This is a genomic window from Deinococcus aerophilus (genome assembly GCF_014647075.1).
Lineage (GTDB): Bacteria > Deinococcota > Deinococci > Deinococcales > Deinococcaceae > Deinococcus > Deinococcus aerophilus.
On the sequence record NZ_BMOM01000011.1, the window covers coordinates 15,412 to 38,119 of the forward strand.

At 68.7% G+C, this 22,708-nt stretch carries 21 protein-coding genes and 1 pseudogene; 19 read left to right on the forward strand and 3 right to left on the reverse strand.

Annotation, left to right across the window (positions count from 1 at the left end):
• The first annotated feature begins 28 nt into the window (after positions 1-28).
• From prxQ to IEY21_RS08455, 14 genes are all read left to right on the forward strand, one after another.
• Entirely contained in the window at positions 29-583 is a 555-nt protein-coding gene (gene prxQ / locus IEY21_RS08390) for a thioredoxin-dependent peroxiredoxin PrxQ (RefSeq protein ID WP_188903327.1), read from the forward strand.
• Positions 576-1,259, forward strand: coding sequence for a ribose 5-phosphate isomerase A (gene rpiA / locus IEY21_RS08395; protein WP_229752980.1), 684 nt, complete (start codon positions 576-578; stop codon positions 1,257-1,259). Before prxQ ends, rpiA begins: the two co-directional genes overlap by 8 nt.
• Positions 1,260-1,268: 9 nt before the next feature.
• Positions 1,269-2,285, forward strand: coding sequence for a PIG-L deacetylase family protein (locus IEY21_RS08400; RefSeq protein ID WP_308424832.1), 1,017 nt, complete (start codon positions 1,269-1,271; stop codon positions 2,283-2,285).
• 161 nt (positions 2,286-2,446) lie between these two features.
• The gene (locus IEY21_RS08405; protein WP_188903329.1) at positions 2,447-2,977 is read left to right on the forward strand and encodes a gluconate 2-dehydrogenase subunit 3 family protein; all 531 of its coding nucleotides are present in this window, start codon (positions 2,447-2,449) and stop codon (positions 2,975-2,977) included.
• A complete protein-coding gene (locus tag IEY21_RS08410; protein WP_188903332.1) occupies positions 2,964-4,508 on the forward strand; it encodes a GMC family oxidoreductase in 1,545 nt (514 codons plus the stop codon). The genes IEY21_RS08405 and IEY21_RS08410 overlap by 14 nt, the downstream gene beginning before the upstream one ends.
• Positions 4,509-4,566: 58 nt before the next feature.
• Positions 4,567-5,697 (forward strand): Gfo/Idh/MocA family protein, encoded by a 1,131-nt coding sequence (locus tag IEY21_RS08415; protein WP_188903334.1) that lies wholly within the window; start codon positions 4,567-4,569, stop codon positions 5,695-5,697.
• Position 5,698: 1 nt separating this feature from the next.
• On the forward strand, positions 5,699-6,397 hold the full coding sequence (locus IEY21_RS08420) for an alpha/beta fold hydrolase (protein ID WP_188903336.1): 699 nt from the start codon (positions 5,699-5,701) through the stop codon (positions 6,395-6,397).
• 36 nt (positions 6,398-6,433) lie between these two features.
• A complete protein-coding gene (locus IEY21_RS08425) occupies positions 6,434-7,990 on the forward strand; it encodes an FAD-dependent oxidoreductase (RefSeq protein ID WP_188903338.1) in 1,557 nt (518 codons plus the stop codon).
• Between the two features lie 72 nt (positions 7,991-8,062).
• Entirely contained in the window at positions 8,063-8,830 is a 768-nt protein-coding gene (locus IEY21_RS08430; protein WP_188903340.1) for a sulfite exporter TauE/SafE family protein, read from the forward strand.
• A complete protein-coding gene (locus IEY21_RS08435) occupies positions 8,827-9,090 on the forward strand; it encodes a hypothetical protein (protein WP_188903342.1) in 264 nt (87 codons plus the stop codon). The genes IEY21_RS08430 and IEY21_RS08435 overlap by 4 nt, the downstream gene beginning before the upstream one ends.
• 503 nt (positions 9,091-9,593) lie before the next feature.
• Positions 9,594-11,939: a 3-hydroxyacyl-CoA dehydrogenase/enoyl-CoA hydratase family protein gene (locus tag IEY21_RS08440; protein WP_188903344.1), complete on the forward strand. Its 2,346-nt coding sequence runs from the start codon at positions 9,594-9,596 to the stop codon at positions 11,937-11,939.
• A 75-nt stretch (positions 11,940-12,014) separates the two neighbouring features.
• The gene (locus tag IEY21_RS08445; RefSeq protein WP_229752981.1) at positions 12,015-13,229 is read left to right on the forward strand and encodes an alpha/beta hydrolase family protein; all 1,215 of its coding nucleotides are present in this window, start codon (positions 12,015-12,017) and stop codon (positions 13,227-13,229) included.
• Complete coding sequence (locus tag IEY21_RS08450; RefSeq protein WP_188903345.1) at positions 13,222-14,424, forward strand: thiolase family protein; 1,203 nt, start codon at positions 13,222-13,224, stop codon at positions 14,422-14,424. Before IEY21_RS08445 ends, IEY21_RS08450 begins: the two co-directional genes overlap by 8 nt.
• A 244-nt stretch (positions 14,425-14,668) precedes the next feature.
• A complete protein-coding gene (locus IEY21_RS08455) occupies positions 14,669-14,809 on the forward strand; it encodes a hypothetical protein (protein ID WP_188903347.1) in 141 nt (46 codons plus the stop codon).
• Positions 14,810-14,875: 66 nt separating this feature from the next.
• On the opposite strand, the gene IEY21_RS08460 is transcribed toward IEY21_RS08455, so the two are convergent.
• The gene (locus IEY21_RS08460) at positions 14,876-15,532 is read right to left on the reverse strand and encodes a hypothetical protein (RefSeq protein ID WP_188903349.1); all 657 of its coding nucleotides are present in this window, start codon (positions 15,530-15,532) and stop codon (positions 14,876-14,878) included.
• A 66-nt stretch (positions 15,533-15,598) separates the two neighbouring features.
• The gene (nadE, locus tag IEY21_RS08465; protein ID WP_188903351.1) at positions 15,599-16,459 is read right to left on the reverse strand and encodes an NAD(+) synthase; all 861 of its coding nucleotides are present in this window, start codon (positions 16,457-16,459) and stop codon (positions 15,599-15,601) included.
• A 159-nt stretch (positions 16,460-16,618) separates the two neighbouring features.
• Between nadE and IEY21_RS08470 the strand changes: the two genes are divergently transcribed.
• From IEY21_RS08470 to IEY21_RS08480, 3 genes are read left to right on the forward strand one after another with little or no spacing between them, the layout of a single operon-like run.
• Entirely contained in the window at positions 16,619-17,971 is a 1,353-nt protein-coding gene (locus tag IEY21_RS08470; RefSeq protein WP_229752982.1) for an MFS transporter, read from the forward strand.
• Positions 17,968-19,419, forward strand: a complete 1,452-nt coding sequence (locus IEY21_RS08475; protein ID WP_188903353.1) for a nicotinate phosphoribosyltransferase — start codon at positions 17,968-17,970, stop codon at positions 19,417-19,419. The genes IEY21_RS08470 and IEY21_RS08475 overlap by 4 nt, the downstream gene beginning before the upstream one ends.
• A complete protein-coding gene (locus IEY21_RS08480) occupies positions 19,416-20,318 on the forward strand; it encodes an adenylyltransferase/cytidyltransferase family protein (protein ID WP_188903355.1) in 903 nt (300 codons plus the stop codon). The genes IEY21_RS08475 and IEY21_RS08480 overlap by 4 nt, the downstream gene beginning before the upstream one ends.
• Positions 20,319-20,362: 44 nt before the next feature.
• On the opposite strand, the gene IEY21_RS08485 is transcribed toward IEY21_RS08480, so the two are convergent.
• Positions 20,363-21,559 (reverse strand): molybdopterin molybdotransferase MoeA, encoded by a 1,197-nt coding sequence (locus IEY21_RS08485; RefSeq protein ID WP_188903357.1) that lies wholly within the window; start codon positions 21,557-21,559, stop codon positions 20,363-20,365.
• Between the two features lie 120 nt (positions 21,560-21,679).
• On the opposite strand from IEY21_RS08485, the pseudogene IEY21_RS17110 reads away from it, so the two are divergent.
• Both IEY21_RS17110 and IEY21_RS08495 read left to right on the forward strand, forming a co-directional pair.
• A pseudogene (locus IEY21_RS17110) lies at positions 21,680-21,877 on the forward strand (FKBP-type peptidyl-prolyl cis-trans isomerase); the annotation flags it as partial.
• 324 nt (positions 21,878-22,201) lie between these two features.
• The gene (locus tag IEY21_RS08495; RefSeq protein ID WP_188903471.1) at positions 22,202-22,684 is read left to right on the forward strand and encodes an FKBP-type peptidyl-prolyl cis-trans isomerase; all 483 of its coding nucleotides are present in this window, start codon (positions 22,202-22,204) and stop codon (positions 22,682-22,684) included.
• The last annotated feature ends 24 nt before the right edge of the window (positions 22,685-22,708 follow it).

Below are 22,708 nucleotides of genomic sequence, written 5' to 3' on the forward strand. Positions count from 1 at the left end.
CGGGGTCGGGAGGCGTTACCCTGGGCACATGAGCGAAGCCGCCGATCTCTCCGCCGCACAGACTCCTCTCGCCCAGACCCCTGCCCAGAACGCTGCTCCGCAGGCCGGACAGCCCTTTCCCGATTTCGCGCTGGCCGACGCCACGGGGCAGACCCACCGCCTGAACGACTACGCGGGCCGGTATCTGGTGCTGTACGTGTACCCCAAGGACGACACGCCCGGCTGCACCAAGGAGGCCTGCGATTTTCGCGACAGCGCGCCGCTGCGGGCGCTGGGGGCCGCCATCGTGGGCGTGAGTGCCGACGACGCGGGCAGCCACGCCCGCTTTGCCGAGAAGCACAGCCTGCCCTTTCCGCTGCTGAGTGACCCGGAGGCCGGCTACCTGAAGAGCGTCGGCTCGTACGGCCCCAAGAACCTGTATGGCAAGGTCACCGAGGGCATCAAGCGTCAGACCTTCCTGATCGGCCCGGACGGCGCCCTGGTCAAGAGCTGGCTGGCCGTGTCGGTCGACGGGCACGCGGACGCGGTGGCGGCGGCCATCGAGAAGGACCAAGCGGGACGGGAGCGGGGCCAGCGTGATTGACCTGGAACCCCTGAAGAAGGAGGCCGCCCTGCGCGCCGCCGGTCTGGTCGAGAGTGGAATGCGCGTGGGCCTGGGCACCGGCAGCACCGCAAAGTACGCCATCGAGGAAATCGGGCGCCGGCTCGCGACGGGGGAACTGCGCGGGGTGGTGGGGGTGTCCACCAGTGAGGCGAGCACCGTGCTGGCGCGCGAGGTCGGCATTCCGGTGGAGCCGCTCGACCCCCGGCTCCTTGACCTCGCCATAGACGGTGCGGACGAGATCGCCCCCAACCTCGACCTGATCAAGGGGCTGGGCGGCGCCTTGCTGCGCGAGAAGCTGACCGAGGTGCAGGCCCGGCGGCTGATCATCATCGCCGACCACAGCAAGGTGGTTTCGCGCCTGGGCGAGAAGGCACCGCTGCCGGTCGAGATTGCGCCCTTCGGGTTTCTCAGCACCATTGAGCGGCTGCGCCGGATCGTGCCGGGCGGACGCCTGCGCCAGCCCGGCACGCAGCCCTACGTCACCGACAACGGCAACTACATCTATGACGCCCAGCTGCCGGCGCAGGGCGACATTGCCGCGCTGGAGCGAGAGCTCAAGGGCACGCTGGGGGTGGTGGAAACCGGGCTGTTCCTGGGCATGGCCGAGCGCGCCTTTGTGGCGTCTCCAGAGGGCGTGCGCGAGCTGACCCGCTAAGCTCGGACCGTGCGCAGACTGAGGGAGGGCCGCCGCTTCGGAAGTCGGCGGCGGGACTGGGTGCTGGGAGCGGGACTTCTGCTTGCGCTGGGGCTGGCCTTTGCCATCAATGCCACCTCGGCGCTGACGCTGCTGTACCCGCGCGCCACCGCCGCCGTCCGCGCCCTGCCGGAGCTGAGCGCTCCGCGCGCGGGGCAGACCCTGCTGGTGGTCAGCCCCCACCCGGACGACGAGAGCCTGTGCTGCGGCGGACAGATCGCCCGGGCCGTGCAGGCGGGGGCGCAGGTGTACGTCGTGTGGCTGACCAGCGGCGACGGCTTCGAGCTGAACAGCGCCCTGCTGGGCCGCACCTTCCGTCCACGGCTGGTGGCCACCGAGAACCTGGGCCGCCGCCGCATGGACGAGGCCGCCGCCGCCGCCGCCGTGCTGGGGGTGCCGGCCACGCACCTGACCTTCCTGGGCTATCCGGACGGGGGGCTGCTGAGGATGTGGAAGGACCCCGCGCCGATCCGTTCTCCCCACACCGGGGCGATGCACGTTCCCTACATGCGTGCGCTCTCACCGGGAGTGGTCTACACGGCGGCCAATCTGCGCCGCGACCTGGGCGCTGTGCTTGACCGGGTGCAGCCGGATCTGGTGCTGCTGCCCTCTACCAGCGACGCCCACCGCGACCACATCGCCACCAGCCTGTTTACCCAGGACCTGCTGAAAAAGCGTGGCTGGAGTTCCCGGGCGCGCTACTGGATCGTTCACGGCGGTTTGGAGTGGCCGCTGCCCAAGGGTCTGCACCAGACGTTTCCGCTGTTGATTCCGCCACGCGGCCATTATCTGAAGTGGCAGCGGGCCGACCTGACCCTCCAGCAGGAGGCCCTGAAGCTGCAGGCCGTGCAGGCCCACCGCAGCCAGATGCTGGTGATGCCGCGCTTCATGCTGGCCTTCGTTCGGAAGAATGAGCTGAGCACCCGTCAGGAGACCGGTGACCCGGCCGACGGCGCCCGCAGCGAGCAGCACAACCGGGAGTACTGACGGCAGCCGCAAAATGAACGCTGGCCCCTGCTGTTCTGGGTGCACAGAAGGTCAAGCCTTCCTAAGGTTTCCCCGTGGGAAATCTTTCCGTTGGGCCGGAGGGGGGTCCCTAGACTGCCGGACATGTCCTCTCCTTCCCTGCTTCGCCGGACGTCCGCGCCATGACGCAGGCCGAACGCGAGGCCATTCTCGAGTTGCTGAACTCCCCGCAGGTCACCGGCCCGACCCGCCGCGCCCTGCAAGAGCGGCTGGACGCCCGCTTTGTACGCGAGTTCTTTGACGAGACCGGGTTCGCCCGCTTGCGGGCCGTGGCCACCCGCCTCGTGCCCCACGACCCGGCCGAGATCGATCTGGCGGGCATGGTGGACCACCGCCTGCACGCGGGGAGCGGCGACGGTTGGCGCTACGCGGACGCGCCGCCGGACGGCGAGGCGTACCGCCGGCTCCTGCGCGCGCTGCCACAGGCCTTTGAGACGCTGGCCCCCGAGGCCCAGGACGCTGCGCTGCAAGACGTCCAGTCTGCCCATCCGCGCGCCTTTGAGGACCTGCTCGCCGAGCTGACCGAGGGGTTCATGGCCCACCCGCTGACGCAGTACCGCTTCGGCTACGTCGGGTTTGCCGACGCCCAGGGCTGGCTCCACGTCGGCCCCGGCGAACTCGAACCCTGGGAGGAACACCATGGACCGCGCTGAACGCCTTCCGGAAGACCTGGATGTGCTGGTCATCGGCACCGGGGCGGGCGGCGCGCCGCTGCTGGCACGGCTGGCGGCCGCGGGCCTGAAGGTGGCCGCGCTGGAAGCCGGGGTGCGTCACCCGCCCGAGGAAATTGCCACCGACGAGGTGGCGCAGGCCGGGCTGTTCTGGATGGACGAGCGGCTCTCGGCGGGCCAGGACCCGGTGCCCTTCGGGCGCAACAACAGCGGGCGCGGGGTGGGCGGCAGCACGCTGCACTACACCGCCTATACGCCGCGCGCCCAGCCCGATGACCTGAAGTTGAGAACCGAGTTCGGGGTGGGGGAGGACTGGCCGCTGGAGTTCTCCGAACTGGAGCCGTACTACGACGAGCTGGAATACTTTCTGGGTGTATCTGGCCCCGCCGAGTATCCCTGGGGGCCCCAGCGCCGGCGTGCCTACCGCCATCCCCCGCTGCCGCTGAACGGGGCCGCCCGGCTGATGCAACGGGCCTGCGCCGAGATCGGCATGCGGACCTCGCCTGCGGCCAACGCGGCCCTGAGCCGCTCGCAGGAACAGCCCGGCTACGGCACGCGGCACACGTGTACCAACCGGGGGTTCTGTCAGGCGGGCTGCTCGGTCGGGGCAAAGGCGAGCATGGACGTGACCTTCCTGGCGCTGGCCGAGGCCCACGGCGCGCAGATCGTGGACGGCGCGCAGGTCACCGCCCTGACGGTGCAGGGTGGGCGCATGACCGGGGCGGAATTCCTGTGGAACGGTCAACTTCACCACCTCGGGGCGCGCACGGTGGTGCTCGCGGCAGGCGCGGTGGAAACGCCCCGGCTGCTGCTGCTGGGCGGCCTCGCCAACAGCAGCGGTCAGGTGGGGCGCAATTTCATGGCCCACGTGGGCGTGCAGGTGTGGGGTCAGGTCGAGGAGGACCTGCGCCCGTACAAGGGCATTCCCGGTGGCCTGATCAGCGAGGACACCCACCGCCTGCCCGGTCTGGTCGGCGGCTACCTGCTGCAGTCGCTGGGCGTGATGCCGGTGACCTACGCCACGCAGTACGCGCGCGGCACGCTGACCTGGGGCCCGGACCTCATCGAGCATCTGCGTGGGTACACCCACGTGGCAGGCATCAACGTCTTGGGCGAATGTCTGCCCTACGAACACAACTTCCTGGAACTTTCGGATGAACCCGACGCCCGCGGGCTGCCCAAGCCCCGCATTCACTTCTCCTTCGGGGAGAACGAGAAGAAGATGACCGCCCACGCCGAGGCGCTGATGCGCGACCTGTGGGGCCGCGTCGGCGCGCGTGACGTGTGGGCGCTGCCGCGCGCCGCACATACCCTGGGCACCGCCCGCATGGGCCACGACCCGCAGACCAGCGTTGTGGACCCGTTTGGCCGCGCCCACGATCTGACCGGACTGTGGATCTGCGACAACTCGACCTTTCCCAGTTCCCTGAGCGTCAACCCCGCCCTGACTCAGATGGCCCTGAGCCTGCGCACCGCCGACGCCCTGACCGGGGACTTGAAGGTGCGGGCGTAGGACCCTCCGTCAGACTCCCCGCCCTCAACGTCCGCCCCCATACCCTCCAGGAGCCCACATGACCCCACAGAATCCGAACGACCGCCAGGACCTTCAGCCCCTGCCCGAAGCCCGCAGCCAGCAGATCGGGTACGCCGTGCTGGGCATCGGCACGCTGACCATCGAGGAACTGCTGCCCGCCTTTGCGGTGGGGCAGCGCTCCCGGCTTGCGGCGGTGGTAAGCGTTGACCGTGACAAGGCGGTGGCGACCGCCCGCGCCTATGGCCTGAGCGAGGACGATGCCTACGGCTACGACGACTTTGAGGCCCTGCGCGACCGCGCCGACGTCCACGCCGTGTACATTGTGTTGCCCAACAGCCTGCACCGCGAGTACACCGAGCGCGCCGCCCGCATGGGCAAGCATGTGATGTGCGAGAAACCGCTCGCAACCACCACGGAGGACGCCCAGGCGATGGTGGAGGTGTGCCGCGAGCACGGGGTCAAACTCATGACCGCTTACCGCTGTCAGTACACCCCGCACCACTGGCGGGCACGCGACCTGATCCAGAACGGTGAACTGGGCGCAGTCAAGCTGATTCACTCGGTGAATGTGCAGGTCGAGCCGGACGAGGGCCAGTGGCGTCTGCGCGACGGGCTGGCGGGCGGCGGCTCGCTGCTGGATGTGGGGCTGTACTGCCTGAACACCATCCGCTTCCTGCTTGGAGAGGAGCCCAGTGAGGTCTATGCCCAGACCTTCAGCACGCCGAACGACGACCGTTTTGCGGAGGTGGAGGAAAGCGTGGCGTGGCAGATGACCTTCCCCAGCGGCGTGATTGCCCACTGCTCGTGCTCCTACGGGGCCGCGCACGCCCGCACGCTGGACGTGTTCGGCGCAGACGCCCGCCTGACCCTGGACCCCGCCTTCGACTACACCAACCTGCGGCTGAAGGTGAGTACCCCGCAGACCATCACCGAACACCGCCTGCCCGAGGCCGACCAGTTTGCGCTGGAGATCGACCATTTCTCGGCGTGCATCGAGCGTGACCGTGTTCCCTTTACCCCCGGCGAGGAGGGCCTGCAGGACCAGCGGCTGATGGCCGCCATCTACCAGTCGGCGCGCGAGGGCCGCCCGGTCACCCTGGAACGGGTGGAGGGCCGGGACGCCTTCCGGGGACCGCCTCCGAATCGGGAGTTTGCAGAGCGGGCCTGAGGTGGCTCCCCTCGCACTCGTTCACGGATTCGGGACTTCGCAGGAGGTGTGGCGGCGGGTGTGCGGAGGGGCGGACGTGCTGGCCGTGGACCTTCCCGGCTTCGGGGGCGCGGCCGGATCGGGCCGGGCCGGGCAGACGGTGGGGGAGCTGTCCCAGGCGCTCGCCGGACGGCTGCGCGGGGCGGGGGGTGGCCCCTACCGCGTGGCGGCCCACTCGATGGGCGGCAAGGTGGCCCTGCTGCTCGCTGCCCGATGCCCGGAGCTCGTCTCGGAACTTCTGCTCATTGCTCCCTCGCCCCCCACGCCCGAGCCGATGGAGCCACAGGGCCGCGCTCGGCTGCGCGCCGCCCACGGGGACCGTGAAGCCCTGCGCGCCCAGTACCGCCACATCACCCACCGGCCCTTGCCCGAACAGGATTTCGCGCAGCTCATCGCGGACGGTCTGCGTGCCTGCCATGACGCCTGGACCGCGTGGACGGACGTGGGCAGCCGCGAGGACATCTCGGGTGAGCTGGGAGGACTCGACCTGCCCATCGCCGTGTTGTACTCGGAGGATGATCCGGCCATCTCGCCCGGAACCATCCGCCGTGAAGTGCTGGGACGCCTGCCCGGAGCGCAGGCCACGGCCACTCGCGGCAGCGGCCACCTGTTGCCGCTGGAACTGCCGGAAGTGGTGAAGGCTTTCCTCACCCCCCACTGAGCGCCAGCCGGGAGGATGCGCAGACAGGAGGTCCACATGTCCATCCTCACGTTTCAGCCATCCGACGTTCCGGACGGTGGCATGCACCGCTTCGAGGCGGGCGACCGCAAGGTGCTTGTGACCCGTGACGGTGACGTCTTCCATGCCTTTGACGCCGTGTGCCCGCACGCCGGAGCGGACCTGGGAAGCGGCGTGCGTTGCGGCGCACGCATCGTGTGTCCGTGGCACCACGCGGCCTTTGATGCCTCGGACGGATCCTTGCTGGAGCCGCCGGCCCTGCAGGGCCTGAAGCAGTACCGCGTGCGGCGCAGTGCGGAGGGCCTGAGCGTGGACCCGAACGACACCGTTCAGGTTCCGCCGCCACCGCCCCGTCTCTCCGGGCACCACACCGTCATCGTGGGCGGCGGAGCGGCCGGATTCATGACGGCCCAGACCCTGCGGGCGGGCGGTTACGCGGGCCACATCACCATGCTCACGGCCGAGCACCGTGCGCCCTATGACCGCACGGCGCTGAGCAAGGCCTACCTGAGCGGAGACAGGCCGGCCGAAAAACTGTCGCTGGGCGGCCCCAACTGGGCCCGCGACCATGACATTGACCTGCGGGAGGGAACGCGCGTGACCTCCCTGGACCGTGATGCCCGCCAGATTCAGCTCGCCGGTGGGGAAACGCTCTCCTTCGATGTGGCCGTGGTCGCGACCGGCGCCACCCCCCACGCCCTGAAGGTGCCGGGGGCCGAGCTGGAGGGCACCCATCAGCTGCGCTCCTTTCGCGATGCGTGGGAGCTGAGGGAAGCGGCCGAGCACAAGCGCGTGGTGATCGTCGGGTCCAGTTTTATCGGCCTGGAAGCGGCGTCCAGCCTGGTAGAACACGCCGCCTCGGTCACGGTGGTCGGTCAGGACGCCGAGATTCTGAGCCGCGCCGTAACCCCCCGGGTAGGCCGCGCCCTGCGGAGCCTGCACGAGGACCACGGCGTGCGCTTTCAGCTGGACAGCGGCGTCACGGCCCTGGAGGGGCGCGGGCACCTGGAAGGGGTCCGGCTGAAGAGCGGCGAGCGCCTGGACGCCCATCTGGTGTTGCTGGGCATCGGGGTAGGGCCGAATTCCGGGCTGCTGAGCGCGCTGGCGGATGACCATGGAGCGGTGCCGGTGGACGCCGAACTGCGGGCGGCTCCGGGGGTATACGCCGTGGGAGACTTTGCCCTGGCCCCCACCGTCCTCGGAACGCTGCGTATGGAGCACTGGCGTGTGGCTTTGCAGCAGGGCATGTCCGCAGCCCAGAGCATTCTGGAATCCCCTGTTCTGGAGCCCATGAGCGGGCGCGTGCCGTTCTTCTGGACGCAGCAATACGGCAAGAGCCTGCGCTACGTGGGGCACGCCGACCGCCTGGACGACACCCACCTGTGGGGCGACCCCGGGGCCCTCAAGTTCATCGAGTTCGCTTTCGAGGATGGTGTGGCGGTCGCGGCCAGCGGTATGGGGTACGACGCCGATCTGGCTGCCTTTGAGGAATTGTTGCGCCAGGGACATGCGCCGGCCGCCGACGAGGTGCGGACCGGTCCCTTCAGCCTGGTAGACCGGTTGACCCAGGGCTAAGCCTTAATCTGATTCCAAAAGCAGGCGCTGAGACGGCATGTGGCGTGTTACCCTCCGGACCGTGAGGCAACCGTGATTTCTGCGTTGACACTGGCCGTGATCGGAGTGGGTTTGCTGGCCGGGGTATTGGGGGCCATTCTGGGTCTGGGGGGCGGCGTGGTGGTGGTGCCCGCCCTGGAATTCGTCCTGCCGCGTTTCGGGCAGGCCATCACCATTCAGCAGGCGGTGGCGATCAGCCAGATTGGCGTGCTCGCCGTGGGACTTAGCGGGGCGGCGGCGTATCTGCAGCGCGGACTGGTGCGCGCCCGTACCGGGTATCTGCTCTCGCCGTACACCATCCTGGGGGGGGCGGTGGGCAGCTTTCTGGGGCTGGTGCTTCCGGCGCGCGCGGTGGCAACCGTGTTCGCTCTGCTGCTGCTGTACTCCGCTTACAACCTGCTGCGCGGCCTGAAACGGGTGGAGGTCGAGCGCGAACCCAGCCGTCTGGTGCCACCGGCCATGACCTTTGCGGGGGTCATGAGCGGCCTGTTGGGCATCGGTGGGGGAACGGTGCAGGTGCCGGTGCTGAACCTGATGGCCGGCGTGCCCATCCGTGAGGCGATCGCCACCAGCACCTTCATCATGGGCCTGACCGCCGTGGGCAACGCGCTGGTGTACCAAGCGGGCGGGCTGCTGGACCTGCGCCTGGCTGCAGGTGTGGCGCTGGGCGTGCTGATCGGGGCGCGGGCCGGGGCCGGGCTGCAAAGCCGCATTCCCGCCAACCGCCTCAAGCTGGTCTTCAGCCTGCTGCTGATTTTCACGGCCCTGCAACTGCTGTGGAAGTACTGGGGGAACGGATGACGGGCCACAAGACCGAGGTGGCCGGCCTGCCCGCGTGGCTGTACCCGGCGGGCTTCTGGGTGGGCGTGGTCTTGCTGGCCGTGGGCGTGTTGTTTCCCGACCTGGCGGCCGTGGGTGTGGCCTGGATCGGGGCGGTCCCGGTGCTCGCGGCGGTATGGGTGGCGGCTGCAGGCTGGAAGCAGGACCGCCGGCTGAGTGTGGCCGCACTGCTCGCGCTGGCAGGGCTGGTGGCGGTGTTCTTTGTTAAACAGTTCATCTGAGCCGGCGGGCGTGGATGCGCCGTTCCCCGTGTTGCGGACACGAACCCACGCCGCAGAATTTGCCCCGTCCCACGTTCCCGCTGCTGACGGCCCAGGTCCAGTGCACCCCCAGGACACACTGGCCAGGACGTGCCGCACGAATGGCCGGGTCTCGGGGGTGCCGTATTCTAGCTCTGTACCGTTGTGTTTCTGATCAGGTTCAGGATCGGGCGGCAGGGGTGTGCCTTTCGTGTTCCAGCCTTGCCTCCTGCCGCCGCAGGCAATGGGCTGGGGCAGATACACCTCATGGACTGGCCTGGGAGGACTATGGTGGAACCACAGCCGGCTCCCGGGGTCCTTGAACGCCCGGGCAGGGGCCGGGTGAAGGATTTCGACAGGAACTCGGGTGGACAAATGCCCTGTCCGGCCTCTAAACTTTAGACCGAGTTCAATTTGTTCGATCCGTTGGGTCAGACCTGTGCCGGCGGGCCGTTCTTCGACACCATCCTCAAGCTGGAGGCCATATGAAGATTCAGAAAGCTGCCGTGATCGGCGCGGGCGTGATGGGCGCCGCCATCGCCGCGCAACTCGCCAACGCGGGCATTCCCGTGATGCTCCTCGACATTGTGCTGCCGGACAATCCGGACCGCAATTTTCTGGCCAAGCAGGGCATCCAGCGGGCGCTGAAAGCCCGCCCGGCCGCCTTCATGGACCGCTCGCGCGCCGCGTTGATCACGCCCGGCAATCTGGAAGACGACCTGAGAAAGCTCAAGGACGCCGACTGGATTCTGGAAGCCATCATCGAGAAGCTGGACGCCAAGCGCGATCTGTGGGAGCGCGTGGAAAAGGTGGCCAAGAAGACGGCCATCATTTCCAGCAACTCGTCGGGCATTCCGATGCACCTGCAGATTGAGGGGCGCTCGGAGGACTTCCAGCGCCGCTTCGTGGGAGCGCACTTTTTCAACCCGCCGCGCTACCTGCATCTGCTGGAAGTGATTCCCACGCCGCGGACCGACGCGGCAGTGGTGGCCACCTTCAGCGAGTTTGCCGAGACCACGCTGGGCAAGGGTGTGGTCATTGCCAACGACGTGCCGGGCTTCGTCGCCAACCGCATCGGCGTGTACGGCATCATCCGCGCCATGCAGCATATGCAGCGGGCCGGGCTGACCCCCGCGCAGGTGGACCAGTTGACCGGGCCGGTGCTGGGCCGCGCGAGCAGCGCCACCTTCCGCACCGCCGACCTCTCGGGTCTGGACATCATCTACCACGTCGCCAACGACCTGGGCAAAGCCACGCCGGACGACGAGGATTTCAGCCTGACCGAGGGCTTCCGCACGCTGGTCGAGGATAAGAAGTGGCTGGGCGACAAGACCGGCAGCGGCTTTTACAAGAAGACCAAGGACGAGAAGGGCAAGACCAGGATTCTGAACCTGAACCTCGAAAACATGGAGTACGAGGACCAGGGCAAGGTCAAGGTGGCCGCCGTGGAGGCCGTCAAGGGCCGGCCCCTGGCCGAGCGCGTGACGGCCCTGTATACCGCCGAAGGTCCGGAGGGCGAGTTCCTGCGCGGCGTCATGAACGACGGCTTCTGGTACGCCGCCAAGATGGCCGGCAACGTATCGGACCGCCTGCAGGACATCGACAACGCGCTGAAGTGGGGCTTTGGCTGGGAGCAGGGACCGTTCGAGACCATGGACACCCTGGGCGTGCAGACGGTGATCTCCAACCTGGAGGCCGAGGGCCGCACGCTGCCCCCGCTGCTGCAGGCCATGAAGGACAGCGGACGCGAGAAGTTCTATGACGGCGACGAGACCGTGACGCCGGAAGGCCAGCCCACCGCCTACGAAGCGCCGTACTTCATCCTGACCGACCTCAAGAAGGACGCCACGAAGGTGGTCAAGAAGCGCGCCGGGGCCAGCGTGGTGGACCTGGGTGACGGAGTGCTGCTCGCCGAGTGGCACGCCAAGATGAACGCGCTGGGCGAGGATCAGCTGCGCACCGTGCAAGACGCGCACAAGCTGGTTCAGGACATGGGTTACGCCGGCCTCGTCGTGGGCAACCAGGGCGAGAACTTCAGCGCGGGGGCCAACCTGCCGCTGATCCTCTCGCAGGCCCAGGCCGACGAGTGGGACGAGCTCGATGACATGATCAAGCAGTTCCAGCAGGTCACGACCTCGCTGCGCTTCTCTCCCCACCCCACCGTGGCGGCTCCTTTCGGGCTGACGCTGGGCGGCGGCGCGGAGTTCACCCTGCACGCCGACCACGTGGTTGCCTCGGCCGAGCTGTACATGGGTCTGGTAGAGGTTGGTGTGGGCCTGATTCCCGGCGGCGGCGGCACCAAGGAAATGCTGCTGCGCTACACCGATCAGCTGCATCCCAACCAGCAGATCGGCGTGACGCTGCTGCCGGCCGTGCAACGCGCCTTCGAGCTGATCGGTACTGCCAAGGTCTCCACCAGCGCCCTGGAGGCCCGCGCCCTGGGCTTCCTGCGCGATACCGACACGGTGGCCATGAACAAAAACCACATCATTCAGGAAGCCAAGCGGCAGGTGCTTGCCCTGGCTCCCGGCTACGTGCAGCCCACGCCCCGCCAGGACATTCCCGTGATGGGCGACGCGGCGATTGCGGCCCTCAAGAGCGCGCTGTACGGCATGCACCAGGGCGGTTACATCACCGACTACGACCTGGTGGTCAGCAAGGAACTGGGCCGGGTGCTGTCGGGCGGAACGGGCAACAACCGCACCGCGAAGGTGAGCGAGGGGCACCTGCTGGATCTGGAGCGCGAGGCCTTCCTGACCCTGCTGGGCAAGAAGGGCACGCAGCAGCGCATCGAGCACATGCTCAAGACCGGCAAACCGCTGCGCAACTGAGTCCCGCCCGCCCCGGTCCCCGACCGGGTGCCGGGGCCACCGTCCGCCGCCTTTCACCTGCAGGAGAATATTTCCGTGTCGATCCTCGCCCGAATCCGTCAGATCAACCGCCGCCGTGCGCTGGGCTGGGCCGCCTTTTCGTACGCGGTGGCGGTCCTGTCCGGGGCGTTCCTGGGCGCGGAGATCACCCTGCGGTCCAAGACGCGCCGGGTCAAGGGCGAGTTCGTTCCGGTGGGGCGGCGCGGCAATTCGGTGTACCTGCCCGCGTCGTCGGAAACGCTCTCGCGGGGAGTGGTGGGCATCGTGCCGCTGCTGCCCAACCAGGGTCACGCCCTGCTGGGTCCGCCCCGTCTGGTGGGCACCCTGGTCCGGCGCGAGATTCTGGAGGAACGGGGCGTGCTGCCGAACGGTGCGCTGGCGTGGGTGTCCACCTTCGTCTATAACGGCACGCCGCAGCAGGTGGGCATTTCCTATGACTCCACCCTAATCCGCACCGAGGTGGGTCAGATGCCCGCGTGGCACATTCCCGCCGTGTCCGGCGAGAAGGACGCCATCGCCATCGTCATCCACGGCCACGGCGGGCAGCGGCCCCAGGCACTGCGGATGCTGCCCGCGCTGCGGCGCTCGGGAGTCGCGGCGCTGTTCGTCACCTTCCGCAACGCGCACGGGGCACCTCGGGTGGGTAAGGGCTACCTGTCTCTGGGCGATCAGGAGGCCGAGGACGTGATCGCCGCGCTGCACTGGGCCCGGGACGCCGGATACCGGCGGGCCGTGCTCTACGGCTTCAGCATGGGCGGCAACATTGCCCTGAGCGCGCTGCGGCCCCGCCACCAGCCGTACCCGATTCCGGTGGCGGGCGTGGCGCTGGACTGCCCCGCGCTGGACTGGCGCGACACCATCCGCAGCAACGGGCAGCGCTACGGCATTCCCGGCTTCATGGCGCGGCACATCGGCAACTTCGTGCAGTACCTCGTGACCCGGCGCAGCGGGCAGGATTTCGATGTGGTGGACCAACTGGCCGCCGCCTCCAGTTTCAATCTGCCCATCGTGCTGTGGCACGGTACCCGTGACGCCACCATTCCCATCCGACAGTCCGACGCTCTGGCCGCCGCCCGCCCCGATCTGGTGGAATACCACCGCGTGGAGGGAGCCAAACACATCCGCTGCTGGAACATTGATCCCGAGAAGTACGACGCACAATTGGAAGCGTTCGTGCGCCGGGTCCTGCCCGGCCTGCCCTCACCTTCCCTCAATTCCCCCCTTTCTCTTCAAGGAGACTCAAATGCGTGACGCCGTCATCGTATCCGCTGTTCGTACCCCCGTGGGACGCGGCATCAAAGGCACCCTCGCCAACACCCGCCCCGACGATCTGGCCGCCCTGGTCATGAACGAGGCCGTCAAGCGGGCCGGCATTGACGCCGCCCTGGTGGAAGACGTGTACCTGGGCTGCGCCATCCCTGAAGCCGAGCAGGGCCTGAACGTGGCCCGCCTCGCCGCGCTGCGCGCCGGCATGCCCGACAGCGTGGGCGGCGTGACCGTCAACCGCTTTTGCTCCAGCGGCCTGCAGACCATCGCCATGGCGGCGGCGGCCATCCAGACCGGGCAGGCCGAGATCATGCTGGCCGGCGGCGTGGAGAGCATGAGCATGCTGCCTATGAGCGGCCACAACCCCAGCCCCAACCCGGATCTGGTGGATGACCGCCCCGGCGCGTACATCGGCATGGGCATGACTGCCGAGAACGTGGCCGATCAGTACGGCGTGAGCCGCGCCGATCAGGACGCCTTTGCCCTGCGCAGCCACCAGCGCGCCGCCGCCGCCCAGGATGCCGGACGCTTCGACGCCGAGATCGTGCCGGTGCCGGTGGAGCGCGACACGGTGAAGGGCACCAAGCTCAAGACCGAGACCATCCAGTTTGAAAAAGACGAGCTGATCCGCCGCGACGCCAACCTGGCCGACATGGCCAAGGTGCGCCCCGCCTTCAAGGCCACCGGCAGCGTCAGCGCAGCCAACAGCAGTCCCTTCTCCGACGGCGCCGCTGCCGTGCTGATCATGAGCGGCGAAAAGGCGCAGGAACTGGGCCTGAAACCCCTGGCCAAATTCCTGGGCTTCGCGGTGGCCGGGGTGGACCCCGAGCTGATGGGCATCGGGCCGGTCAAGGCAATTCCCAAGGTGCTGGCACAGGTGGGCCTGACCCTGGACGACATTGACCTGATTGAGCTGAACGAGGCCTTCGCCGCCCAGAGCCTCGCGGTGATCCGCACGCTGGGCCTGAACGAGGAGATCACCAACGTTAACGGCGGCGCGATTGCGCTGGGCCACCCGCTGGGTTGCAGCGGCGCGAAGCTGGCGACCACCGCCATCTACGAACTCGGCCGGCGCGGCGGCGGCAAGGCCCTGATCACCATGTGTATCGGCGGCGGCATGGGAGCTGCGGGCGTGCTGGAAGTGTATCCGGCACAGGAAGGAGCGCAGGCCGCAGACTGATTCCCTCTTTCTTTTTCGCGAGGCGGCCTTCGGGCCGCTTTTTCTGGCCCAGTCATGTCCTGTATTTCTGACATGAGATCTGGTAAAGCGTCCAGTCTGAATATGACAACACACGGGGAGGACGAGACTGCGCGGAGCTCTTTCCGCGAGAAAGTGGCGTGGATCAATCTTCACCGTGCTGCTGTACATGCCATTCTTTGTGGTCGCGTGGCGCTGACTGGCTTCCGGCGGGCCGGCCGCAACGGTGGAGAGCCAACTGACACCGCACCTGTGGCTGCTGCCCGTGATCATCGCGCAGGCGGTGCTGATCCCGCTGGGGCTGGCCTTCCGGATCGCGCTGGTGCTGGGTCAGCTGATCGAGCGGGTGTTCGGGTACCAGCCGTGAGGAGGCCGCGTTCAGGAGGGGAGTCTGGCTTCCCCCTCCTGGGATGTAGAGGCGGATGGTGCTGAACTACCGGCTGGACGACAGGCTCTTCTCGGCGGCCCTCAGCAGGTTTGAATGGCCTTGTGGCTCCACCGCAACGCGAGTCTGTGTGCGGGCACCCAGCGCCTGTACGGCCAGGGTTTTCCCACTTTCTTTCAGGCTGCCCAAGTCCTTCGCGTTGCTGGGCACGGTCTCGCTGACCTGGACAAGAACCACAAGGATGTCTTGCCCCGGCTGATTGCTGGCCGTCACCAGAGCGCCGGGGCCATCGAAGGAAGGTTTGCCCTCGTACAACTCCAGGCGGTTGTTACTGTCGGCACCGATGAAATACAGCCGGTTGTCATTCGTGGTGGTGAGAGAGAAGACCGTTTCCAGCTTGTTCGCTGCCGAGATTGGCCCCAGAACAGCCACGCCAGAGCGTCCGTTGGCCTGATTGTTGATCGCCGTCTGGTTCAGATACAGGCCAGCCGCGGCCGTGTGCCCCTGACTGGTGACCTCTTCCGTGAAAACGACTCCTCCGCTATCGATCATCTCGCCTGTGACTGGGTTGGCAATCCCCCACCCCCACACGCCCTGATACAGGCTCCTGGTGGGCGGCGGGGTGGGGGCGGGTGGTGAGCCGCCACCGCCACAGGCGGCGAGCATCAGGGCAACGCTGAGCACGGGCAGGAAGAGGGGCTTCACCCCCCGACGGTAGAGCCAATTCTGGCGGCGCGTGAGCAGATTCGCGGTCCCTGGAGGGTCTGCCGCTTACTCCCGCCACCATCCGTCAAACGGAGTGACCGGTACTGCCCGCTTGTGGCGGGTAGTCAGGTACAGGTGTTCCAGGCGGCGGGCCACCTCTCCCTCCACCTCGCGGCCCTCCAGATAGTCGTCGATCTGGGCATAGGTCAGCCCCAGGGCCGCCTCGTCGGGCAGTCCGGGGCGGCCGTCTTCCAGGTCGGCGGTGGGCACCTTGCGCCAGGTCCTCTCCGGGGCACCCAGGTGCTGCAACAGCTGTGCGCCCTGGCGTTTGCTCAGGCCGGTCAGGGGGGTCACGTCCGCGCCGCCGTCGCCGTATTTGGTAAAGAAGCCGGTGATGGCCTCGGCGGCGTGGTCGGTGCCCACGACGAGCAGATGGTCCTGCCCGGCCAGCGCGTATTGCGCCACCATGCGTTCGCGGGCCTTGACATTGCCGCGCACGAAGTCGCGCAGCGCTTCTCCGGTGGCGACGCGGGCGGCCTCGGCGCTGGCATCCGCCGCCGCCTTGATGTTCACCGTGAGTCGGCGGTCGGGGCGGATAAAGTCCAGGGCAAGCTGGGCGTCGGCCTCGTCGGCCTGGGTGCCGTAGGGCAGGCGCACGGCTGTGAACGTGGCCTCCCGTCCCCCGGCACGCAGCCGCTCGGCGGCAAGCTGGCACAGCCGCCCGGCCAGCGTGCTGTCCTGACCCCCGCTGATGCCCAGCACAAACCCTCGGGCGGGGGTGCTTTGCAGGTAATCGGTCAGAAAGGAGACGCGCCGCTCGACTTCCCCGGCAGGGTCAATCTCAGGCTGTACCTGCAGTTCCCGGCGAATGTGGCTGCGCAGCGGGGAGTCGTTCTGGGGCGGGGTGGGGAAGACAGGCGGGGTCATGGCAGGAGTATTGAGGAGGAACGGGGGAAGGGACCAGCGCAGCAGACTTGGGTCTTCCGTCATCTGGGTGCGGCCGATGGGCCGGCCAGGAGCAGCCGACCCCCGTCTGAGACAGGTCGGCGCGGTGGGTCGTGTCCCGTCAGCCCGTAAACTTTCGCGGTGACTTCTTCCGTTTCACCGGGCCAGTCTGTTGACGGCGCCATTGACACCCTGGGGCTGGGCCGCTTTCAGTGGCGCCTGCTGGCGATCTGTGGCCTCACCTGGGCCTCGGACGCCATGGAGGTGCTGCTGGTGGGCTTCGCGCTGCCCGGCATCAGCGCGGCGTTTGGGCTGGAGCGCGGCTCGGTCCAGGCCACCGGCCTGCTGAGTGCCACCTTTGCGGGGATGCTGCTGGGCGCGGTGTTCTGGGGCTGGCTGGCCGACCGGGTGGGCCGGCGCACGGTCTTCCTGACCACCGTGGCGCTGGGGGTGCTGTTCGGGGTACTCGGGGCCTTCGCGCCCACGGTGGCCGTGCTGGTTGCGCTGCGCTTCCTGACCGGCTTCGCCATCGGCGGCACCCTTCCGGTGGACTACGCGATGATGGCGGAATTCATTCCCACGGCGTGGCGCGGACGTTTCCTGGTGTATCTGGAAAGCTTCTGGGCGCTGGGGACCGTGCTGGTGGCGGGGCTGGCGTGGGCGCTGAGCACGGCGCTGCCCCCCGCCGAGGGCTGGCGCTGGCTGCTGGGTCTGGCCGCCTTGCCCGGACTGGTGGGCCTGCTCGCGCGGCTGGGTGTGCCGGATTCACCGCGCTCCTTGCTGGCCCGTGGAGACACGGCGGGGGCCCGGCGGGCACTGGAGCGGGTGGCCCGCGTCAACGGCGTGACCCTGTCCGACGCGCCGCTGCTGGTCCCCGCACGCCCGGAACGCGTGACACCGGCCGCCCTGTTTTCGGGCACGTTGCGTCGGCGCACGGCTTTGCTCGCCGCAGTCTGGTTTGGCCTGAGCCTGGGGTATTACGGAATCTTTTCCTGGCTGCCCAGTTTCCTGCGTGCCGGGGGGCTGGAACTGGGAGAGGTCTACCGCACCACGTTGCTGCTCGCACTCGCACAGGTGCCGGGGTACCTGCTCGCGGCGTGGCTGGTGGAACGTGCAGGCCGCCGCGCCACCTTGACCGGCTTTCTGTCGGTGGGCGCCCTGAGTGCCTTCGTCTTCCTGTTCGCCTCCACGCCGCTCGCCGTGCTGCTGTCGCTGGCCGTACTCTCGGCCGCCCTGCTGGGGGCGTGGGGAGCGCTGTACGCCTACACGCCCGAACTGTTTCCCACGCCGCTGCGGACCACCGGGATGGGACTGGTCAGCGCCATGGCGCGGGTGGCGAGCGTGCTGTCGCCGGGCGTGGGGGCGCTGCTGCTCACCGGCAATCTCGGCGTGGCGCTGGGTCTGTTCGCGGCCCTCTTCGCGGTGGCCGCCGCCTGCGCCTGGGCCATCGGCATCGAGACGCGCGGCCAGCGGCTGCCCGAGGCGCTGGCATGACTTCGGTCCCCCCACAGCCGTCAGCGCTGCTGACCGACCTGTACCAGCTCACCATGATGCAGGGCTATTTCCTCAGCGGTTTACACGAGCAAACGGCGGTGTTCGACCTGTTCTTCCGCCGCCTGCCCTACCGGGGAGGCTACGCGGTGTGGGCCGGACTGGAGGAGATGCTGGATACGCTCGGAACCCTCCGCTTCACGGAACCGGACCTCGCGTATCTGGACAGCCTGAAACTGTTCCGGCCCGACTTTCTGGCGGCGCTGCGCGGATGGCGCTTTTCCGGGCGCATCGAGGCCTTTGCCGAGGGCCGCGTGGTGTTCGCGCACGAGCCGCTGCTCACCGTCACGGCGCCGCTGTGGGAGGCCCAGCTGATCGAGACGATGTTGCTCAACACCCTCAACTTTCAGACCCTGGTGGCGACCAAGGCGGCCCGTTGCGTGCTGGCGGCGGGCACCAGTCCATATGGGGGAGAGGTGGTCGAGTTTGGTGCGCGCCGCGCCCAGGGACCGGACGGTGCCCTCAGCGCGGCGCGGGCGGCCTTCGTGGGCGGCGCCGCGGGCAGCAGCAACGTGGAAGCAGGGCGCAGATACGGCCTGCCGGTCACCGGAACCCATGCCCACGCCTGGATCGAGAGCTTTCCCGATGAACTCAGCGCCTTCCGGGCCTACGCGCGGGTGTATCCGGACAGCACCACCCTGCTGCTGGATACCGTGGATACCCTGCGCAGCGGCCTGCCCCACGCCCTCACGGTGGCGCGCGAGTTGCGGGCAGCAGGCCACGAACTGCGCGGCGTGCGCCTGGACAGCGGCGACCTCGCCTACCTCTCGCGCACCATCCGGGCCACGCTGGATGAGGCCGGGTTTCCGGACGTCAGGATCGTGGCGAGCAACGACCTGTCCGAATCGGTGATCGCGGGGGTGATTGCCGAGGGCGGGCGGGTGGATGTGTACGGCGTGGGCACCCAGCTTGCCACCGCCGGAGGGCCGGGGGGTGGAGCGCTGGGCGGCGTGTACAAGCTCGCCGAACTGGACGGTCGGCCGCGCCTGAAGCTGACGGGCGATCCGGCCAAGGCCAGCCTGCCGGGGGTCAAGCGGGTCTGGCGGGCCGGGGGTGAGGAGGGCGAGTGGGCCTGGGACGTGCTGACGCTGGGGGATGAACCGCGTGCGGGCCAGACCGTCAGCGACCCCACGAACCCATTGCGCGCCGCCCATCTGCCGCAGGGCCTGACCTGGACGGACGCCCGGCAGACGGTGATGCAGGGCGGCCAGCGCACCCAGCCCACCGTCTCCCTGCCCGACATCCAGGCGCGGGCCCGCCGGGAACTGGCCCGGCTGCCGGCCGAGACGCGCCGCCTGCTCAATCCGCACGTCTACCGCGTCAGTCTGGGGGCGGACGTTTCTGCGCTGCGCGACGCGCTTACCACCGAGCTGCGCGCCGAACTGAAGTGACGGCCCCCGACGGCGCGGTGTTCGTGGGCCGCTTCCAGCCGCCACACGCCGCGCACGTGGGCAGCGTGGTACAGGCCCTCGAACACGCGCCGCGCGTGCTCGTGCTGCTTGGCAGCGCCAACCTCGCCCGCAGCGTCCGCAATCCGTTTCGTGCTTCCGAACGTGCCGCGATGTTCCGTGCGGCGTTGCGGGACCAGGGGTTCGGCTCCCGGCGCGTCACCTTCCGCCCCCTGCCCGACCGTTTCGATGCGGCGCGCTGGGCGGGGGAAGTCCGGGCCCGGGCCGCCGGGGTGTTCGGGCCGGCCGCTCGCCTCGCCCTTCTGGGGTTTGAGAAGGATGCGAGCAGCGCCTATCTGGACTGGTTTCCCGGCTGGACCCGGCTGCGGGTTCCCGAGGTGCCGGGGCTGCACGCGACCGATCTGCGCCGCGCTGTGTTCACGGGTCAACCGTTGCCCGCCCACCTGCCCGCGCCGGTGGCCGACTTTCTGCAGGCCTTTCTTCAGACCCCCGCCGGTGTCCGGCTGCAGGCCGAGTGGCGGGCGGTGGAGGAGGCCCGCGCCGGGTTGCCCGCCGGGATCCGGCTGCAGGAGGAGCGCTATCTGTTCCTGCAGGACGGGCGGGTCTGCCTGAACACCCGGACCGGTGCCATCGGGCGGGGATTGTGGGAGCTGCCGGGACAGGTCCTGCCGCCCGGGGAACGTTCACGCACCGGGGCCGACGCGGTTTTCGACCACCCGGCCCGCGCCCTGGTGGCCCCGACCACCGCATACGTGTTTCTGGGGCCTCCTCCCGCTGGCGTTCCGGGCCAGGCCGTTTCCCTCGGCACCGCCGTGGCCCGGCCACGCCGCTTCTTCGAGGACCACCACGTCATCCTGACGCGGATGCTGGGGCTGGACTGAGTGGAGCGTCCCGCCCGTACAGCAGGGGCACGGTGTCCCCGTGGTTACAGCAACACCACGTCCACCGGGTCTCCGGCCTGGACCCCCAGGCCCTCCGGCACGATGATCAGCGCGTTGGCATCACTGAGCGAACGCAGGATGCCGCTGCCCTGCTGACCGTAGTCGTGGACCTCGCCGTCCCGGATCACGCCGCGCCAGAAGGCCGTCTTGTCGCTCAGGCCCCGGAAGGGGGTGGCTGCGCGCAGCTTCACGCTCTGCACCGGCTGGCCGGTCAGGGCGGGCCGCACGATGACGTGAAAGACCACCAGACTGCTGACCGGATTGCCCGGCAGCCCGAAGACCGGCAGGCCGTTCCAGCCGCCCAGAATCGCCGGGCCGCCGGGCCGCATGCGCACCTTCCAGAAGGTCACCCGGCCGTGTTCGATCAGCAGGTCGCGCATGAAGTCGTACTTGCCCATGCTCACGCCGCCGCTGGTGAGCAGCACGTCGGCTCCGCCCGCTCCCAGGATGGCGGCCTGCAGCGCCTGCGGGCTGTCGGGAGCGTGGCCCAGCGACACGACCTCACAGCCGCATTCCACAAGCATGGCGCCCAGACCCACCCGGTTGCTGTCGTAGACCTGCCCCGGCTGCAGCGGCTGCCCCGGCATGATCACCTCGTCGCCGGTGGACAGCAGCGCCACGCGCAGCCGGCGGCGCACCGGCACCTCGGCGTGCCCCAGCGCGGCGGCCAGGGCCACGCGGGTGGCCGTCAGGAGCAGTCCGGCCCGCATCACCACGTCGCCGGCACGGAAATCGCCGCCCTCGTGCCGCACGTCGCCGGGACTGGCGGGACGTGCCAGCCACACATGGTCCGGTCCATCGTCGCGCAGCAGTTCCACCGGGCAGATGGCGTCTGCGCCGGGGGGCAGCGGCGCGCCCGTGTAGATGCGCACGCACTCGCCCGCCCCCACCACGCCGCCGAAGGGCACCCCGGCGCGGCTCTCCCCGATCACCCGCAGCCGGGCCGGGGCTTCGGCGCGCGCGCCCAGGGTATCGGACGCGCGCGCCGCGATGCCGTCCAGGGCACTCTCGGTGGCGCTGGGGTGGCTGACGGTGGCGCTGAGGTCGGCCGCCAGGGTCCGGCCCCACGCCCCGGCAAGTGCCACCCACTCGGTGTCCAAGGGGGGCAGCAGCGCGGTCAGCATCGCTCTGGCTTCGTCCACGCTGACGTGCATCGGGAAGGTGGGGGTAGGAGCAGACATAAGGATTAGCATAGTCGCCCCACCCACCGGAAAGCGCTACACTTCTCGGGCTTCAGAACTCGCTCCGGAAACCCGTCCGGGCGAGCCGCCGGACCCGGGACCCGGGATAGGGGAGATGTCATGAAGATCAGCCAGGACACCGTGGTGGAACTCGAGTACACCCTGACCGTGGACGGCGAGGTCGTGGACCGCAGCGAACCCGGCGAACCGCTGATCTATCTGCACGGTCACGACAACATCATTCCGGGGCTGGAACGGGCGCTGGAGGGTCAGCGGGCGGGGGATACCCTGCACGCGACCGTGCTGCCCGAGGATGGGTATGGCGCGTACAGCGAGGATCTTGTGGAGCAACTGGCCCGCGAGGACTTCGAGGACGACATCGAGGTCGGCGCCGCGTATTACACCCCCGCCGAGGACGGCCGCGTCCTGACCTTCACGGTGCTCGAGGTGAACGGCGAGCGCGTGAAGGTGGACTTCAATCCCCCGCTCGCGGGCCGGACGCTGGACTTCGAGGTCACGGTGGTCAGTGTGCGCGGGGCCAGCGCCGAGGAACTGGAGTACGGCCACGCCTCGCTTCCCCCCCGTCCCCCGGGTCCGTCTCCCGACCTATTCACCGCCGATTCCAGGCATAATGGAGGACTTATGAAGATTACCCAGGACACCGTAGTTGAAATTGATTACACCTTGACCGTGGACGGTGAGATCGTAGACCGCAGCGAGCCGGGTGAACCCCTGACCTACCTGCAGGGCCACAGCAACATCATTCCGGGGCTGGAGCGGGCGCTGGAAGGCAAGATGGCGGGCGACATGTTCCAGGAGATCATCCAGCCGGAAGACGGCTACGGCCCGCGCGACGAGGACAACGTGGAGGAACTGGCCCGCGAGGATTTCGAGGACGACGTCGAAATCGGCGAGACCTACTACGCCCAGGCCGAGGACGGCAGCGTGATTCCCTTCACGGTGCTGGAGATTGATGGTGACAACGTCAAGGTGGACTTCAACCCCCCGCTGGCCGGCCAAGTCCTGACCTTCGACGTGACCGTGGTGGGCGTGCGTGAGGCCACCGCCGAGGAACTGGAACACGGCCACGCCCACACCCCGGAGATGGAACACGACCACGGCTGAAGCTGGCCGCTAGGCCAGCACGAA